The 15,833-nt window shown below is 68.2% G+C and carries 13 protein-coding genes; 5 read left to right on the forward strand and 8 right to left on the reverse strand.

Annotation, left to right across the window (positions count from 1 at the left end; translation table 11 throughout):
* Window positions 1–44: 44 nt before the first annotated feature.
* A complete protein-coding gene (locus OD997_RS01245; protein WP_434330013.1) occupies window positions 45–2,252 on the reverse strand; it encodes an alpha-galactosidase in 2,208 nt (735 codons plus the stop codon).
* A gap of 166 nt (window positions 2,253–2,418) precedes the next feature.
* On the opposite strand from OD997_RS01245, the gene OD997_RS01250 reads away from it, so the two are divergent.
* The 3 genes from OD997_RS01250 to OD997_RS01260 all read left to right on the forward strand — a co-directional run bounded on the left by OD997_RS01250 (window position 2,419) and on the right by OD997_RS01260 (window position 6,085).
* On the forward strand, window positions 2,419–3,408 hold the full coding sequence (locus tag OD997_RS01250; protein WP_082477787.1) for an ABC transporter permease: 990 nt from the start codon (window positions 2,419–2,421) through the stop codon (window positions 3,406–3,408).
* Complete coding sequence (locus OD997_RS01255; protein ID WP_056510167.1) at window positions 3,405–4,382, forward strand: carbohydrate ABC transporter permease; 978 nt, start codon at window positions 3,405–3,407, stop codon at window positions 4,380–4,382. The genes OD997_RS01250 and OD997_RS01255 overlap by 4 nt, the downstream gene beginning before the upstream one ends.
* A 74-nt stretch (window positions 4,383–4,456) precedes the next feature.
* The gene (locus OD997_RS01260) at window positions 4,457–6,085 is read left to right on the forward strand and encodes an extracellular solute-binding protein (RefSeq protein ID WP_056509177.1); all 1,629 of its coding nucleotides are present in this window, start codon (window positions 4,457–4,459) and stop codon (window positions 6,083–6,085) included.
* 108 nt (window positions 6,086–6,193) lie between these two features.
* Here the strand turns inward: OD997_RS01260 and OD997_RS01265 are convergent, their stop codons facing one another.
* The 6 genes from OD997_RS01265 to OD997_RS01290 all read right to left on the reverse strand — a co-directional run bounded on the left by OD997_RS01265 (window position 6,194) and on the right by OD997_RS01290 (window position 12,823).
* Window positions 6,194–7,360 (reverse strand): ROK family protein, encoded by a 1,167-nt coding sequence (locus OD997_RS01265; RefSeq protein ID WP_434330014.1) that lies wholly within the window; start codon window positions 7,358–7,360, stop codon window positions 6,194–6,196.
* Between the two features lie 22 nt (window positions 7,361–7,382).
* Window positions 7,383–8,366, reverse strand: coding sequence for an acetylxylan esterase (locus tag OD997_RS01270; protein ID WP_434330015.1), 984 nt, complete (start codon window positions 8,364–8,366; stop codon window positions 7,383–7,385).
* Entirely contained in the window at window positions 8,356–10,782 is a 2,427-nt protein-coding gene (locus OD997_RS01275) for a glycosyl hydrolase family 95 catalytic domain-containing protein (protein WP_434330016.1), read from the reverse strand. Before OD997_RS01275 ends, OD997_RS01270 begins: the two co-directional genes overlap by 11 nt.
* A 100-nt stretch (window positions 10,783–10,882) precedes the next feature.
* Window positions 10,883–11,860, reverse strand: coding sequence for a zinc-binding dehydrogenase (locus OD997_RS01280; protein WP_434330017.1), 978 nt, complete (start codon window positions 11,858–11,860; stop codon window positions 10,883–10,885).
* Window positions 11,861–11,906: 46 nt separating this feature from the next.
* A complete protein-coding gene (locus OD997_RS01285) occupies window positions 11,907–12,329 on the reverse strand; it encodes an organic hydroperoxide resistance protein (protein ID WP_434330018.1) in 423 nt (140 codons plus the stop codon).
* Window positions 12,330–12,355: 26 nt separating this feature from the next.
* Window positions 12,356–12,823 carry a MarR family winged helix-turn-helix transcriptional regulator gene (locus OD997_RS01290; RefSeq protein ID WP_434330019.1) on the reverse strand — a complete coding sequence of 156 codons (468 nt, stop codon included), beginning with the start codon at window positions 12,821–12,823 and terminating at the stop codon, window positions 12,356–12,358.
* Between the two features lie 75 nt (window positions 12,824–12,898).
* Here OD997_RS01290 and OD997_RS01295 point away from each other — a divergent pair, with 75 nt between their 5' ends.
* A complete protein-coding gene (locus tag OD997_RS01295) occupies window positions 12,899–13,300 on the forward strand; it encodes a hypothetical protein (protein WP_434330020.1) in 402 nt (133 codons plus the stop codon).
* A 49-nt stretch (window positions 13,301–13,349) separates the two neighbouring features.
* Complete coding sequence (locus OD997_RS01300) at window positions 13,350–14,981, forward strand: DHA2 family efflux MFS transporter permease subunit (RefSeq protein WP_434330021.1); 1,632 nt, start codon at window positions 13,350–13,352, stop codon at window positions 14,979–14,981.
* Here OD997_RS01300 and OD997_RS01305 read toward each other — a convergent pair.
* The gene (locus OD997_RS01305) at window positions 14,967–15,803 is read right to left on the reverse strand and encodes a LuxR C-terminal-related transcriptional regulator (RefSeq protein WP_434330022.1); all 837 of its coding nucleotides are present in this window, start codon (window positions 15,801–15,803) and stop codon (window positions 14,967–14,969) included. The genes OD997_RS01300 and OD997_RS01305 overlap by 15 nt on opposite strands.
* Window positions 15,804–15,833 lie beyond the last annotated feature (30 nt).

Raw genomic sequence — 15,833 nt, forward strand, 5'->3', positions numbered from 1 at the left:
TTCGACTGCTCTGTCGTGGGGATGGGAAGGAAGAGTGGGGAGTGTCAGCTGTCGGAGCGTCGGACCTCGACGAGCATCGCCTGCTGCGGATTGAGGGTCGGCAGCGGAACACCCGCGACGACCAGCACCGAGCCGGGGATCTCGACGCCGTCGGCGACGGCATCCGCGACCCAGTCCGGGTCGTTGCCCTGGTGCCGGCTCGCGGCTCCGAGATCCTCGCGGATCCGGACGGTGTACGTCGCAGTCGCATCGAGTCCGGGGAAGCGCACGCGCCCGGATTGTCCTGCGGCGGAGGTAGCGAAGCGGCTCCAGGTGAAGAGCGCCACGGAGGAATCGTGGGCGACCACGCCGGCGAACGACGTCGACGGATCGGCGAGGTCGGCGTTCACGACTCTGCCGCTGTGCAGCAGTCCGCGGAACTCGCGGTAGAGGCCGGCCCACCGTGTGATCACCGCCAGCTCGGTCTCGTCGACGGCTGTCAGATCCTGCTCGATCCCCGCGTGCGCCGTCAGCGCGGCGATCAGGCGGAACGAGAGATCCGTCGCTCGCGAGGTCGTGTGCGAACGCGCGGCGCCGAGGTGAGATCCGATCAGCTCGGGGGGAACGATGCTGCGCGTCCACCGCTCGATCTGGATGCGCTCGACCGGGTCGTTGCAGTCGGACGCCCAGACACGGTCGGTGCGCTCGAGGATCCCGAGATCGACACGGCCGCCCCCGCCCGAGCAGGTCTCGATCTCGAGTCCTGGGTGACGCCTGCGCAGTTCGTCGAGCAGCCGGTACAGCGCCAGCGTCTGACGGTGCACGCTCGGACGATCGCCGTCGTCCCCTCGGCTCACCGCCTCGAGAAGATCTCTGTTGTGGTCCCACTTGAGGTAGTCGATCGAGTGCTCGCGGACGAGCGCGTCGATGCGTCCGAGCAGATATTCGTACGCGTCGGGTCGCGCGATGTCGAGGACGTGCTGCGAGCGGGATTCGGGGCCGAGACCTTCGGCCGGCCCCAGGACCCATTCGGGATTCGCGCGCGCGAGGTCGGAATCGAGGTTGATCATCTCGGGTTCGAACCACAGCCCGAACTGCATGCCATGGCTGCGCACCACGTCGACGAGCGGGCCGAGTCCGTGCGGCCAGACCGCGTCATCGACGTACCAGTCGCCGAGTCCGGCGTCCGCTTCGCGGCGCCCGCGGAACCATCCGTCGTCGAGCACGATGCGCTCGACGCCCACCTGGGCGGCGCGCTCGACCAGCGCGGTCAGGCGGGGGAGATCGTGATCGAAGTACACGGCCTCCCAGGTGTTGAGCACGAGCGGTCGCGGGGAGCGGGGGTGCGATGCCCGCGCGCGCAGGCGCCGGTGCAGCCGATCGCTGATGGCGTCGAGACCGCGATCCGACCAGATGAAGAGCGCGGTCGGTGAGTCGTAGTGGTCGCCGTCCTCGAGGATGATCTCACCCGGGTGCAGCTCCTCTCCGGCGCCGATGATCGAGCTGAACGCCCCGGCGCCCTCGGTGAGTCGCTCGGCGAGGTAGCGCTGCTCGCCGCTCCAGGCGAGGTGGACCGCCCAGACCTCTCCGTGTCCGAAGCCGAACCCGGCGGTGCCGGCGGCCAGGAGGAAGGGGGAGTCGTGCCCCGGCTTGCCGCGATGCGCCGCGCGCAGATGCGTGCCGAAGCCGAACGGCGACCGCTGCGGGGAGCGCTCGCGGCACCATTTCCCGGTGAAGTCGAGGATCTCCGTCGCGCGCTCCGGCAGCGGGATCAGTGCGAGCACGGCGTCCACCGTGTAGGCGGTCGATCCGAGCCGGGGGCTGAGGCGCGCGTCTCGGGCGACGGACGTGTCGACGGCCAGGACTCCGTGCTCGTCGAGTCGATAGCGGAGAGTCGTGCGGAGGCCGGTGACAGTGTCCTCGAACTGCAGCTCGATGCTGCCGCCGCCGCGCACGTCATCGATCTCGACGTCGTGCGCACTGAGGCGCGGCCGTGGGGTGCTCGCGCGCCCCTGTGCATGACCGGCGAGCCCGGGCATACCAGACCAGCCCTCGTACTCGGTGGGCAGCGCGGAGAAGGTGCGGGGCACATCGGGGGAGTTGTTCAGCTGTGCCGGACCCGCGGTCAGTAGAAGCGCGGATGCCGTGGTCGGCGTGGGTGCGCCGAGGTCAGCGCCCCAGTGCAGGATGCGGGGGATCGGCTGTGCGATCTCGAGGACGAAGGCGACGCCAGCGGCGCGGAGTGCGACAACGGTGTCGACACGGGAAGTCATGGGATGAAGACCCTCCGGATAGTTACTTGACAACGTCAATAAACCACGTTTGCGCGGGGTGTGCAAGCGCGGATCCGAAATCGGCTCCACGAAATCCGTCGTTTACTTTTGGCCGGGGTCGTGGTTTTATTACGACGTAAAGTAACCCTGCCCTGGGAGGGCGATCATGAAGCTCAGTGCTGAGCAAGCACTCTCCGAGGAGGTCTCGAAGCCGAGGCCTCCCGGCGCCACCGCGCGTCGTTCCACCGTCCGAACCCGATTCACACGCAGCCTGCGCCGCTACTGGCAGCTCTACCTGCTTCTGCTGATCCCGGTGATCTGGTTCATCGTGTTCCGGTACGTGCCGATGGCGAACGCCATCATCGCGTTCAAGAACTACAACCCGATCGACGGAGTGTGGGGGAGCCCCTGGGTGGGGTTCGACAACTTCGCGAATCTGTTCCGCAACCCCGTCTTCCCCCGGCTCGTCGGCAACACGTTCATTCTCGCGGCGTACACCCTGATCGCGAGCTTCCCGCTGCCGATCATCCTCGCGCTCGCGCTGAACGAGGTGCGGCTGCGCTTCTTCACTCGCACCGTCCAGCTGGTGACGTACGCGCCGTACTTCATCTCCACCGTCGTGGTCGTCTCCATGACGATCCTGCTGCTGTCGCCGCGCGTCGGCCTGCTCGGACGGACGCTCAGCTTCTTCGGCGCAGGCCAGGTCGACCTGCTCGCCGACGCGGACTTCTTCCGCCACATCTACGTCGCGACGGACATCTGGACGACCACCGGATACTCCGCCGTGATCTATCTCGCGGCCCTCGCCTCGGTCGACACCTCGCTCTACGAGGCCGCGAAGATAGACGGCGCCTCGCGACTGCAGAAGATCTGGAACGTCGACATCCCGGCATTGCTGCCGACGGCCTCGATCATCCTGATCCTCGGCGTCGGCAACATCATGGCGATCGGGTTCGAGAAGGCCTTCCTCCTGCAGAACGCGCTCAACCTCTCGACGTCCGAGATCATCCCGACGTACGTGTACAAGACGGGCATCCTCAATGCGAACTTCAGCCTCGGAGCGACGATCGGACTCTTCAACGCCGCGATCAGTCTCGTGCTGCTGCTCGTGGTGAACGCGGTGTCCAAGCGAGTGACGGGAAACGGACTGTGGTGACCACGATCGATACCGAGGCGCTCCTCACTCAGGAGAGCGACGTCGCGAGGGGCAGGTCGCGTCGACCCAAGCGGGACCCGCTCGCACGCGGCGTCAAGGTGAAGGAGACGAAGGCCGACCGGGTCTTCATCGTCGCGGCCTACATCCTGCTCTCCGTGTTCCTGCTCGTGGTTCTGCTGCCGCTGCTCAACATCGTCGCGAGCTCGTTCTCGAGCCCGCAGGCCGTGTCCTCGGGGCGGGTGCTGTTCTGGCCTGTGGAATTCACGTTCCGCGGCTATGCAGAGGCGCTGGCCAACCCGGCCATCCTCCGCGGATTCGGCAACTCGCTCTTCTACACGGTCGTCGGCACGCTGATCAGCGTGCTCGGCACTGTCGCGATCGCCTACCCCCTCTCACGGGCTCAGCTCTTCGGACGCAAGGTAATCACCGGCGGAGTCGTCTTCACGATGCTGTTCAGCGGCGGCGTCATCCCGATGTATCTCGTGGTGCAGTCACTCGGGCTGCTCGACACTCGGTGGTCGATGCTGCTGCCCAACGCGATCGGCGTCTGGCAGGTGATCATCGCGATCGTCTACTTCCGGTCGTCCGTGCCCGATGAGGTGTACGAGGCGGCCCAGCTCGACGGCGCGTCTGAGCTGCGCATCCTCTGGACGATCGTCGTGCCTCTCGCGAAGCCGCTGCTCGCGGTGATCGCCCTGATGTACGCGATCATGCAGTGGAACTCGTACTTCGACGCACTGCTCTACCTGCGCAACGCCGACCTGCAGCCGCTCCAGCTCGTGCTGAGAGGTCTGCTCATCCTGAACGACTCGGGCGGTGGCGGCGACGTCGCAGAGCAGCTGCGGCGCCGCGAACTCGCCGATCTGCTGCGGTACTCGACCGTCGTCATCGCCACCGTGCCGATGCTCGTCGCCTATCCCTTCGTCGCGAAGTACTTCAACAAGGGGATCATGGTCGGCGCCGTCAAGGGCTGACCCGCCGGCGAGACGCCACACGCCCACACCCATCCACATCACTACCCCCTCAACCGGTCAAAGGAGATTCCGGAATGAAGAAACGCATCACACGAGGCGCGATCGCAGCGGTCACGGTCGTCGCGACGGGGCTGGCGCTCGCCGCCTGCACGCCGCCCAGCGACGACAACGGTCAGCTCGTCGCCTTCGGGCCGCAGGGCGACAACGGATCGCTCGCCGAGAACGAGTTCACCCAGCTGCTCGAGAAGAAGTTCGACATCGACTTCGACTGGCAGACGACCACCTACGACGGCAGCGTCGCGGGAGAGAAGCGACAGGTGTCGCTCGCGAGCGGCGACTACCCCGACGCCTACTTCCTCGTGCCGTGGGTCGACGCCTTCTCGCGGAGCGAGATCCTGAAGTACGGGCAGCAGGGAGTGCTCCTGCCGCTCGAAGACCTCATCGACGAATACGCGCCGAACCTGAAGGAGCGGTTCGAGGAGAAGCCGGATTGGGAGCAGTCGGTCACCGCGCCCGACGGGCACATCTACGCGATCACGCAGTGGACGGAGTGCTATCACTGCAGCTATCCGTCGAAGCTCTGGATGAACACCACCTGGCTCGACAAGCTCGGGCTCGAGCAGCCGACGACCACGGAAGAGCTGCGCGAGGTTCTGCGCGCCTTCAAGAACGACGACCCCAACGGCAACGGTCGTCCCGACGAGGTGGCGCTCAGCGCCTCGGCCTCGGAGCCTGTCATCAACTACTTCATGAACGCGTTCACCTACGCGCCGTACGGCTCGCCGTCGAGTCCGCCGCCGATGGTGCTCGACGGTGACAAGGTCACGCTCTCGGCGACGACCGACGGATGGCGTGCCGGCCTCCAGTACATCTCGTCGCTCGCCGACGAGGGGCTCATCGACACCGCGTCATTCACTCAGAATGGAGAGGCTCTGCGGGCTCTCGGCGACAACGCAGACGGCGAGATCCTCGGGGCCGCAGCCGTTCTGCACCCGTACGAGATCGTGACAGCCGATTCGCCAGACGGCCGAGACACGCACTACGACGCCGTGCCCCCGGTCAAGGGGCCCGACGGCACGCAGTTCGCCACCTACCGTTCGCCGGTCAGCCCGCTCGGCATGTTCGCCCTGACGAACAAGTCGACCGAGGAGGAGCGTATCCAGGCCATCAAGGTGATCGACTACCTCGTGACAGAGGAAGGCGACCGTCTCGGCGCCATGGGTCCCGAGGGCGAGGCGTGGGTGCCCGCCGTCGAGGGCGACGTCGCGCTCGACCCCGAGCTCGACCCGACGTTCAAGCCGCTCACGTACGACGAGACCTCGAACGCCTCGTGGCGCTCGATGGGTCAGTACTGGGACTCGCTCGAGTACCGCAACTCGCAGGTCGTGCCGGAGGACGTGTACTCGCCCGACGGATATGAGCGTCGCCTGCTCAACGCGTCACAGGAGTACGAGCCCTACGCTCCCGACGAGAGCATGCTCTTCCCCGTCGAGAAGCTGTGGCCGGACCCTGACACCTCGGCGGAGCTCGCCGAGCTGCAGACGAACATCGCGACCTACATCACGCAGGCGCAGGCGGAGTTCGTGACGGGTCAGCGCGACATCGATGACGACGCCGCGTGGGATGCCTACGCCGCCGACCTCGAGGGTCTCGGGCTCTCTCGCTACCTCGAGCTGCAGCAGGACCTATACGACGCGCTCTGAGCGCCGTGTCAGAGATGCGCGGGGCGGATTGATCCGCCCCGCGCATCTCTGCGTCTCGAGGCGGATGCTTCGCGGCATCCGCCTCGTCGGCGTCTCTGTCGTGGGGCCTCAGCGCACGAGCGCCTGGATGGCGGTGGCGGCGGCGCCGCGTGCCCAGTCCTCGAAGGTGTGCGGGCGGGTGACGATGCGGCAGCGCACGGCAGCCCCGAACGCGTGGTTCTCGAACGCGTCACGCAGCGTCTTCTCGAAGAGATCGAAGTCGGACACGCCCTCTCCGCCGATGATCACGAGCTCCGGCCCGGTCAGATTCACGAGAGTCGCGATCGCCGTGCCGATGAGGCGCGCGGCTTCACGGAACGCCGTCTCCGCATCCGCGTCACCCGCGTGTGCGAGTGCGACGGCTTCGTCGATCGCGACGGGCCGTCCGAGCGCCGTCGAGACGGCCGCTTCGATCGCTCCGGTCGAGGCGGCCGCCTCGACGCATCCGCGCCGGCCGCAGGGGCAGACGAGAGCCGGGTCGGCGAGGGGCAGATGGCCGATCTCGCCCGAGACGCCGAAGGCGCCGCTCACGACCTCGCCGTTGAGGTGCAGTCCGCTGCCGATGCCCCGACCGATCGTCACGATCGCGAAGGAGGCTGTGCCCAGGCCTACGCCGAACCAGTGCTCGCCGATCGTGAGAGCGTGCACGTCATTCTCGATGGTCACCGGCCAGGGGAATCGTGACTGGAGCAGATCCCCGAGCGGGACATCCGTCCAGCCCATGATGTTCGACTCCCGCACGACTCCGGTGGAACTGTCGACGTCGCCGGACACAGAGACGCCGATGCCGGCGATCGCCGATGCTCCGAGGCCCAGATTCTGCTCGAGCTCGGCGACGACATGGCTGATGGCATCGATCACGGAGTGCGGATCGTCGGCGGCCAGGGCATGCCTCGTGCTCGTGAGCACGGTGGTCGCGAGATCCGTCGCGACGGCGATGATCTCGTCGACGTTCACTTTGACGCCGATCATGACCATCGACTCCAGCACGATCGACACCGGGCTCACCGGCCGGCCGGGAGTCCCGTCGCGCTGCGAGGCCGGAGGGGCGTCGACCAGGCCGGCGGCCACGAGAGGTGCGACCGCCTTGGTGACCGCGGCCTGCGACAGCCCGGTCTGACGGGCGATGTCGATGCGGCTGATGGGGCTGCGCGTCAGGATCGTCTCGAAGACCCTGGATCCCGCATCGGACGCCGAGCGGATGAGGGTGGTGCGCGCGGCGGTGTCGTGGTCCATCAGGTCCTTCGGGTCGTGTCGGCTATCGTAGCGAATCCGCTGCTGTGCGGGTCGGGATGCCTGTCATGAGATGCTCGGCCGCGAACTCCAGCGCATTCTCCTCGTCGAGGTCGCCGCCGGCTTCGTGCCCGTTGTGAGGCCACAGCACGACGCGCTTCTCGCCGCCGTAGGCGGTGAACGCGGGCAGCACGGTCTCCGGCGGGGCGATGCCGTCGAGGAGCCCGGTGCTCAGCAGCGCCGGAGCCGTGGCCCGTCTGGCGTGGTTGATGCCGTCGAAGTAGCGCAGCGTGTCGAGCGCGATGGCGGCGTCGCTGCGGCGGTCCGCGAAGTACTGCGTCAGGAGCGAGTACGGATGCTCCGAGCTGAGCGTCGCCGCGCGGTCGAGCTCGCAGAGGAACGGTGCCTGGATGATCGCGACGGCGATGTCCGGGACCAGCCCGGCGATCGCCAGGGCGATACCGCCGCCCTGGCTCGCTCCGACCGTGCCGACACGAGTCGGGTCGACCAGCTCTATCGAACGGATCGCGTCGACCGCGCGCACCGCGTCGGCGTAGACGCGACGGTAGTAGTACTCCTGCGGCGAGCGGAGGCCGCGGGTGAGGAACCCTCCCGCCGAGGGACCGCCGTCGGCGTGATCGTCATCCGTGTCACCGTGGCCCTGACCTCGGGCGTCGACGACGAGGTGCGCGTACCCGGCCGATGCCCACCGAAGATCTCGCAGAGCGTGACCTCGGCCGTTGCCGTATCCGAAGAACTGCACGAGACCGGGCAGCGGCCCGGAGGCGCCGCGAGGCACGCGGAGCCAGGCGCGGATCGGCGTGCCGCCGAAGCCGCGGAACGAGACGTCGAACACGTCGATCTGGGTGAGTCGCGTGGCGTGTGGAGTGACCGTGAGGTCGAGCGGCAGGCTTCTGACCCCGGCTATCGTCTCCGCCCAGAAGGCGTCGAAGTCGTCGGGCTCGGTCTGCGTGGTCGCCGCATCGACGACGTGGAGGTCACCGTGCACGTCGGTCATCCTGCGCGATGGGCGTCGCATCCGAGGCGAGAGGGAGCGCGATGTCGGTCGTCGAGCCCGCCGCGACATCGACGATGGCCTCGCTGTCGGCGAGCCTGACGAGCACCGTCCTGTCCTCCGAACCGTGGTTGTGGAGCGCGGCGGACGTCATCTGCCCATCGCTCCACGAGAGGTCGAGGACGAGCCCAGGGCGGACCGCGATGCCTTGCACGTCGCCCAGGCGCCAGGACTGGGGGAGGGCAGGGAGGAGGTGCACCCGTCCGCCGTGGCTCTGCACGAGCATCTCGGCGATCGCGGCAGGGAAGCCCAGGTTGCCGTCGATCTGGAACGGCGGATGCGTGCTGAACAGGTTGGGCAGGAGTCCTCCCCATTCCGAGCCGTCGACCGGTCCGTGGCGGGTGGCATCGCCGTCGAACGGCGTCAGCGCCTCCTCGAGGAGCGACGCGGCGACGTCTCCCTGACGTGCGCGGGCGCGCAGCGCGATCTTCCACGCCCAGGACCAACCCATGGCGCCGGGGCCCCTCGCGTCGATCAGGCGGACCGAGGCGTCGAAGAGCTCGGGCGTGCCCTCGGGGGTCACGGTGTCGAGGGGATACAGGCCGACGACGGGGGAGAGGTGCCGGTGCAGGGGTTCGTGCTCTTCGACTTCGGCCGACCATTCCAGCAGTCTGCCGTCGGAGCCGACCTGCAGCGGGGTGAGCGCGGCCAGGGCCCCGCGCACCTCGGCCTCCAGAGCGTCGTCGATCTCGAGGTCGTCGATCGCCACGAGGGCGCGCTCGAACAGCGCGCCGATGAGCGCGAGATCCGACGTCGCCGTCAGCCCGAGGGCGGTGGGGAGGCCGTCAGCGGCGACATACGAGTTCTCCGGGGCAGTCGACGGCGAGGTGTGGAGCGCGCCGTCGGCGTCGGCGACCAACCAGTCGAGGCAGAATTCGACGGCGCCGCGCATGACGGGCCAGACCCGCTCGCGCAGGAGGTCGCGATCGCCGCTGAACTCGTAGGCATCCCAGAGGTTGTGCGTGAGCCAGACCCCGCCCATCATCCAGATCGCCCAGCTCGCGGCGCCGTGGCCATCGCCGACGGGGAGGCTCCACCCCCACACGTCGCTGTTGTGGTGCGCGACCCATCCGCGAGCGCCGTAGAGCTCGCGCGCGACGTCCGTGCCCGTGCCGGCGAGATGCTCGACGAGAGCGAGGAGCGGTTCGAGCGCATCGGGGCTGAGCAGCACCGGCGCCGACCAGTAGTTCATCTCGGTGTTGATGTTGATCGTGTAGTTCGACGACCATGCCGGTTGCAGCTGGTCGTTCCAGATGCCCTGCAGGTTCGCCGCAGGGCTGCCGGCGCGCGAACTCGATGCCAGCAGGTACATGCCGTACTCGGCGGCGACGGTCGCACGAAGCAGCTGATCGGATCCGTGAAGGACATCCCTGTCGACGCTCCAGGCGCCCTCGCGTCGACTGCCGATCGCGAATCGCGCGCGAGTGACGCGTCGCCGATCGGCGACGTGCTCGGCGAGGAGGGCCCGGACGTCGCGCTGAGCCGCGGCATCCGCCCTCTCTCGCGCGCGATCCCGGATCGTCTCTCGCGAGGCGGTCCGCCAGTCCCCGTCGGCGTCGGCCCACCACGACCCGGCGCGCGACGATGTGGACAGGGCGATCAGCAGGCGACGGGCTCTGTGGACGACGACGCGGCCGTCGGATCGACGCACCTCGCCGTCCGAGTTCAGCGCGACAGCGACGGCCGCGTACGCGTCGAAGTCCGCGTCGTCCCGCGCATAGCGCAGCGGCGGATCGACAGACTCCTCGTGCAGGGGAGCGCCGTCGACCGGGGCCTGAACGTCGAGCAGCAGCGCGTCGGATGAGTCGACGACTCGTCCGCGCAGGGGCGTGGACAGCTCGACGACCGTGTCGAACTCGACATCCGAGGTGAGCTCGATGATCAGTGCCTGTGCCGGTGCAGACACCCAGGAGCGGCGCGTGAGGCGCCCGCCGGGGATGCGGAGGGTCTCGATGAGCGTGGCAGCGTCGAGATCAAGGGTCCTGGCGGGAGTTTCGGGGTCGGCCTCGATGCCGTCGATCCGCACGTGCAGATCCGCGAGCGGGAGGAACTCCTGCGAGTACGGACCCTCGAATGCCATCAAGAGATCCTCGGCGAGCCGTACGTCGCCCGAGGCGAGCGCTGCCCGCACCTCAGCGAGGCGCTCGGGCCCTGCTCCGCGGGCACGCACGTTCTGCAGCGCGCGCGCAGGCCCGTCGGGGCTGCCGGACCAGACAGTCGAGTCGTTGAGCTGGTAGCGGCCGCCCGGACCGCCGAAAGCCATGGCGCCGATGCGGCCGTTGCCGAGCGGGGTCGCCTCCTCCCACAGGGTGGCGGGGGCGTCCCAGGTGAGGCGCAGTGTGTCGGTCATCGCACTCCGGTGTGTTCGATCGATCTCGATGTCACCGTCAGCGTAGGCGGGATTAATTACCGCTGTCAAGTAATCCCCGACGCGCTGCGCCCCGCTGGAATCAGAACTTCAGCAGGACCTTGCCGACGCGGCCGGCGGTGTTGCTCGCACGCACGGCGTCCGCCGCGTCTGCCGCGTCGAAGACGCCGGCCACAGGAAGGGTGAGAGTGCCCTCCGTGACGCGCTGGATCAGCTCGCCGAACAGGGCGCCGCGCGTGGCCGCATCCATGGTCTGAGTGACCTTGCTGCCCCAGAAGCCCTTGACCGTGGCCTGCTTGAAGATGACGTCGCCGGAGGCGATCTCCATGGTGGGGGAGTTCATCGCACCGAAGGCGACGAGCGTGCCGCCCTCGCCGAGGAGCGACAGCACGTCGCCAGCGGACGATCCGCCGACCGAGTCGACACCGAACGCGATGTGGGCTCCGTCGGTCAGCGTCGCGACCTGCTCGCGCCAGTCGTCCTGATCGGTCGAGACGACGTTCTCGATGCCCTGCTCGCGGAGCTCGTCGACGCCCGCCGCACGGCGCACGAGGCCGATCACGTTCACGCCGCGCGCCGCGCCGAGCTGAGCGAGCATGCGGCCCACCGCGCCGTTCGCCGCGTTCTGGACGATCCAATCGCCCTTCTCGGCGCCCAGGAACTGCAGCAGGCTGATGGTGCTGAAGGGCATCGACACCAGCTGCGCGGCGCTCTCGTCGCTGAGCGACTCGGGCACGGGGATGAGTCCTGCGGCATTCGCGACGACGTACTCGGCCCAGGCGCCGAACGTGCCGCCCGTCGCGACCCGCTGGCCCACGGTCAGGTTCTCGACGCCCTCGCCCAGTGCGTCCACGATGCCGAGTGCCTCCGTGCCGGATGCTGCGGGGAGCTCGGGCTTGAAGCCGTAGGTGCCGCGAATCGTCCACAGGTCGTGGTTGTGGATCGGCGAGAGCACGATCCGCAGCCGCACCTGGCCGGGGCCGGGCTCGGGCGTGGGGCGGTCGGTGACGGTCAGGACCTGCTCCGGTTCGCCGAAGGTGTCGTGGGTGAGGGCGCGCATGATGTTCTCCTTGTGGGATCTGTCGTGGTGGATGGTGTCGAGCGGATCAGTCGTCGGTGACGGTGATCGCGACGTCGATGTTGCCCCGCGTGGCGTTCGAGTAGGGGCAGACCTGGTGCGCGGCATCGGCGAGAGCCTGGGCCTGGTCGTGGGGGAGGTCGGGGATGACGACCTCGAGCTGCACGGCGAGGCCGAATCCGCCCTCGCCGTTCGAGCCGATCTGCACGCGGGCGCCGACCGACGAATCGGTGATCTTCACCTTCTGCGCGCGGGCGACCGTCTGCAGGGCGGAGTGGAAGCACGCGGCGTAGCCGGCTGCGAAGAGCTGCTCGGGATTCGCGCCGTCGCCGCTGCCGCCCATCTCCTTCGGGATGGCGAGGTCGATGTCGAGTCGACCCTCGCTCGTGGCGACGCGGCCGTTTCGTCCTGCTCCGGTGGCGAGTGCTTCGGCGGTGTAGAGAGCGTCCATCGTGTGGACTCCTTCCGGGGTTGGGGTCAGTCGGCGCGCGGTGCGCGCGCAGAGGGTGCCGGCTCGGCTGCGGAGCTCTGCAGCCGAGCGGTGAGTTCGTGGAGCTCGGCGATCAGCCGGTGACGCTGATCGTCGTCCTGCATGCCGGCGAGGGCGGCGATCGCGGTGTGGACCGGTGCGACCTCGGAGCGGAGGGCGGTTCCCGCGTCGGTCAGGCCGACGGTGACGACCCGCTCATCGGCCGAGCTTCGCGCCCGCGCGACGTAGCCCGCCTGCTCGAGCCGCCGGACGAGCGGAGAGAGCGTGCCCGAGTCGAGCTGCATTGCGTCGCCGAGCGATCCGATGGTCTGCTCGCCCTCCATCCAGAGGATCGCGAGCACCAGGTATTGGGGATAGGTCAATCCCCACGGTGCCAGGAGCGAGCGGTACGCCTGCGTCGTCGCGCGGGCGGCGGAGTACAGCGAGAAGCACACCATCTCATCGGTCACGGCCATATCTCAAGTATTGCACGCGATTAGATTGTGCACAATCTAATCGAACGAGCGTCGGCTCACCGCTAGGCTCCGAGCATGAAGGTGCGCCCGGTCGATCTCGTCGACGTGTTCGTCTACCTCGTGGTGCTGGGTGCCTTCACGCAGCTGCTCCCCGAAGTCATCTCCGAATCGTTCCTGCTCGCGCTGCTCACGGCGATCCTGCTCAAGCTGGTGCTCGAAGTGGTTCTGCTGGTCAAGAAGCGGATCATCACGCGGATCCGCGGAGCCCGCAATGTCTGGATCCGCGTCGTCAACATCGCCGCGCTCCTTCTGGTGCTCCCGGGGAGCAAGTTCCTGGTGCTCGAACTCGTCGACTGGGTGTTCGGCGATGCGGTGCACCTCGGCGGCTTCTTCCAGGTGACCGCGCTCATCATCGTGCTGATGCTGGCACGGGGCGGCGTGCGCAGGATCTTCGAGCCGGCGCCGATCGGCGTCTGATCTGGGCGATTTCCCCCAGCCTGTCTCTTTGCTAGCTAAGCTAGTAGTCATGGAACGATACTTTCGGCTGCGGTGGGTGGGCCTGGTCTTCATCAGCATCGCGGTCTCGCTGATCATCGTCGACTCGACGATCGTCAACGTCGCGATCCCAGCGATCGTCGACGACCTGGGCATCACGTCGACCGAGGTCCAGTGGGTGCAGGAGGCCTACACGCTGGTCTTCGCAGCCTTGCTTCTCGTGTTCGGCAGCCTCGCCGATCGATTCGGCCGACGCCGGGTGATGCTCATCGGCGTGACGGTCTTCGCCGCGTCGTCCGTGCTCGCGGCCCTCGCACCCGACGGAGGGATGCTGATCCTCGCCCGCCTCGCCCAGGGCGTCGGCGGAGCGATGATCCTGCCCACGACACTGTCGATCATCAACGCCACGTTCCGTGGTCGCGAACGCGGCATCGCCTTCGCGGTGTGGGGCTCGACGATCGGTGGCATGGCCGCCGTCGGCCCGCTGCTCGGTGGGTGGCTGACGACCGCCTTCTCGTGGCGCTGGGCCTTCGGCATCAACATCCCGCTCGGGATCATCATCGTCGTCGGCGTGCTCCTGACCGTGGCCGAGACGCGAAGCGATCGTGCGTCCCGCATCGACGTCGTCGGAGCGATGCTGTCGGTCCTCACGATGGGAAGTCTCGTGTTCGGGCTGATCGAGGGGCGCACCTACGGGTGGTGGCTCGTGGATCAGCGCCCGCAGATCGGCGAATGGACGTGGCCGCTGGATCTGTCTCCGATCCCGTTCGCCTTTGCGCTCGCACTCCTCTCACTGATCGCCTTCATCGTCTGGGGGGTGCGCCGTGAGCGCAGGGGAGAGTCCACTCTGCTGGCGCTCAAGCTGTTCTCGATCCCCTCGTTCCGCAACGGCAACATCGCGGCGACCGTCGTCTCGCTCGGTGAGTTCGGCATCATCCTCGCTCTGCCGCTCTGGCTGCAGTTCGTGCTGGGCTTCGATGCGCTGCAGACGGGCCTGCTGCTGCTCGCGCTCGCGGGAGGGTCGTTCGTCGCGAGTGGTGCTGCCGGTGCGGCCAGCGGCAAGATCGCTCCGGTCTGGGTCGTGCGTGCCGGGCTGATCTTCGAGATCATCGGCGTCGCGGGTGTCGGCTTCGTCATCGCGCCCGACGCGTCATGGGTGCCTCTGATCCCGTTCCTGTTCGTCTACGGACTCGGAGTGGGTCTCGCCACGGCCCAGCTGACCGGCGTCGTGCTGGCCGATGTGCCGGTCGCCGACAGCGGTGCGGCATCCGGAACCCAGTCGACGTCTCGCCAGCTCGGCGCGGCGCTCGGAGTCGCCGTGCTCGGCACGGTGCTCTTCACGAGCACCGCGGGGATACTCGCCTCCTCGCTCGATGACAGGGGCGTCTCGGCCGATCAGCGAGACCAGGTCGTGTCGTCGGTCGTCGACAGCGCCGGCGCGGCGATCAGCGGGCTCGAGGCGAACCCCGAGACCGCGGCCATCGCCGACGATGCGAAGGCCGCCTTCTCCGATGGCACGCGCTTCGCCGCATGGACGGCTGCCGGCTTCCTCGCACTCGGTCTGCTCTCGACGATCTCCCTCGGCGCAGGAGGTCGGAGTCGCGGCGATGAGGATGAGGAGTCGGCGTCTGGCGCCGTCCCCGAGGCATCAGCGGGCGAGTGACGCCAACTCCCCGCGAGTCCGGCATTCGGTCTTGCGCAGCAGGTTAGACACATGGAACTTGACCGTGTTGTCGCTGATACCGAGCGTCGATGCGATCTCCCGGTTCCGTGAGCCGCCGACGACGAGACGCAGGACCTCGCGTTCTCGGGCGGACAGCTCCGAGACGTCGCCGAGGGGCTCGGGTGCCGAGGGCGGGTCGAGGGGGAGGCGTATGTCGATCGAGGAGCCCCATCCTTCGGTGGACGACACGGCGAGATCTCCGTTCAACGCGACCACGCTCTCGGCGGCCGGGCGAAGCGCGTCGTCGCGTACCGAGAGCTCGCCCCGCCCGTCGTCCCTGATGCCGATCAGCAGGTTCAGGCCGTCGCAGTCCCATTGGATGCGGACTCGACGGGCTGAGCCGTCGTCGACGATCGCGAGGACCGAGTTGCGGACGATCGCCCGAGCCGCGTGTGCGACCTCGCTCGGCAGCGCCCGCCCGGTCGTGGGCGGCTCGACGAACTGGAGGTCGAGGTCGCCGAACCGCTCCAGGGGGCGGAGGTCCGACTGAAGGCGCGCGAAGGCGCCGACCACCGGTTCCAGCACGGCATCCAGGTGCTGATCGCTCGCGACGCGCAGCTGCACCAGCGCACTCGCGGCGGCCTCGATCGCGAGGTTCCGTGCCGCCCGGTCATCGAGTCGATCGGAGCGCAGGATCGCGAGCAGCGATTCCAGGGTCACGGCATGTCGATCGCCGAGCTCCGAGAGCGCCCGAGCGCCCTCCTGTTGTGCGCGTCGGAGGGCGGGGGAGTCGATCGTCGGAGTCGCGTCGATGGTGGTCACCTACCCATCATGCCCCACCCATCCTTTCGG

Origin of the sequence: Microbacterium sp. CGR1 (assembly GCF_051062835.1) — a bacterium.
Taxonomy (GTDB): Bacteria; Actinomycetota; Actinomycetes; order Actinomycetales; family Microbacteriaceae; genus Microbacterium.

What these genes read in the sequence shown, in the direction of transcription:
- OD997_RS01245 (WP_434330013.1), bottom strand. Translation starts at nt 2,252, where the DNA reads ATGACTTCCCGTGTCGACACCGTTGTCGCACTCCGCGCCGCTGGCGTC.
- OD997_RS01250 (WP_082477787.1), top strand. Translation starts at nt 2,419, where the DNA reads ATGAAGCTCAGTGCTGAGCAAGCACTCTCCGAGGAGGTCTCGAAGCCG.
- OD997_RS01260 (WP_056509177.1), top strand. Translation starts at nt 4,457, where the DNA reads ATGAAGAAACGCATCACACGAGGCGCGATCGCAGCGGTCACGGTCGTC.
- OD997_RS01265 (WP_434330014.1), bottom strand. Translation starts at nt 7,360, where the DNA reads ATGGACCACGACACCGCCGCGCGCACCACCCTCATCCGCTCGGCGTCC.
- OD997_RS01275 (WP_434330016.1), bottom strand. Translation starts at nt 10,782, where the DNA reads ATGACCGACACACTGCGCCTCACCTGGGACGCCCCCGCCACCCTGTGG.
- OD997_RS01280 (WP_434330017.1), bottom strand. Translation starts at nt 11,860, where the DNA reads ATGCGCGCCCTCACCCACGACACCTTCGGCGAACCGGAGCAGGTCCTG.
- OD997_RS01285 (WP_434330018.1), bottom strand. Translation starts at nt 12,329, where the DNA reads ATGGACGCTCTCTACACCGCCGAAGCACTCGCCACCGGAGCAGGACGA.
- OD997_RS01290 (WP_434330019.1), bottom strand. Translation starts at nt 12,823, where the DNA reads ATGGCCGTGACCGATGAGATGGTGTGCTTCTCGCTGTACTCCGCCGCC.
- OD997_RS01295 (WP_434330020.1), top strand. Translation starts at nt 12,899, where the DNA reads ATGAAGGTGCGCCCGGTCGATCTCGTCGACGTGTTCGTCTACCTCGTG.
- OD997_RS01300 (WP_434330021.1), top strand. Translation starts at nt 13,350, where the DNA reads ATGGAACGATACTTTCGGCTGCGGTGGGTGGGCCTGGTCTTCATCAGC.